This is a genomic window from Peptoniphilus rhinitidis 1-13 (genome assembly GCF_000246925.1).
Lineage (GTDB): Bacteria > Bacillota > Clostridia > Tissierellales > Peptoniphilaceae > Peptoniphilus_A > Peptoniphilus_A lacydonensis.
In genome coordinates this window covers 1-488 of record NZ_BAEW01000044.1, presented here as the reverse complement: position 1 = coordinate 488, position 488 = coordinate 1, and the positions used below count along the sequence as shown (strand labels likewise).

Here is a 488-nt window from a genome sequence, read left to right as displayed (position 1 = left end):
TTCTATAGTCTCCCATTATTTCTAGATGTTTCCTGTAGCTTTCTAGTTTTCTTTCCAGTCTTTTAAAAGTTCATAGTCCCTTTGTTCTTTTGTTTTTCTTTTTCCTTTTCCGTAAACAAATTTTATTTTTTCTGTTTGCAATATTTTCTCAATTGATTAAAGATTGTTGTTACTGCTTGAAGTACTTGGTCTGGAATTAGACTTTTACTTAATCCTAGTTCTTCTTTTATCCTCTCTATTAATTTTTCTTGCCACTTTTCTATACTTCCTCGCCATACAAAACTATATCTGTTGGCATAGGATTCTATCTTTGTTCCATCTATATAGATACTTGATAGGTCTATCTGATTTTCTTTTATCAGTATTTGAACTATTTGATTTAGTAAATCTGGTGTTAGTTCTACAATTTTTTGTCTAAATCTGTTAATGGTAGTGTGGTCTGGTGCTTTACTTCCATCTAGGAGATATCTTATCCTTAAGTCATACTT

At 30.3% G+C, this 488-nt stretch carries 1 protein-coding gene; it reads right to left on the bottom strand.

The window, feature by feature from the left end:
- Positions 1-122: 122 nt before the first annotated feature.
- Positions 123-488 (bottom strand): transposase (locus RH95_RS09140; protein ID WP_010248997.1); only part of this gene is annotated, 366 nt, incomplete at its 5' end.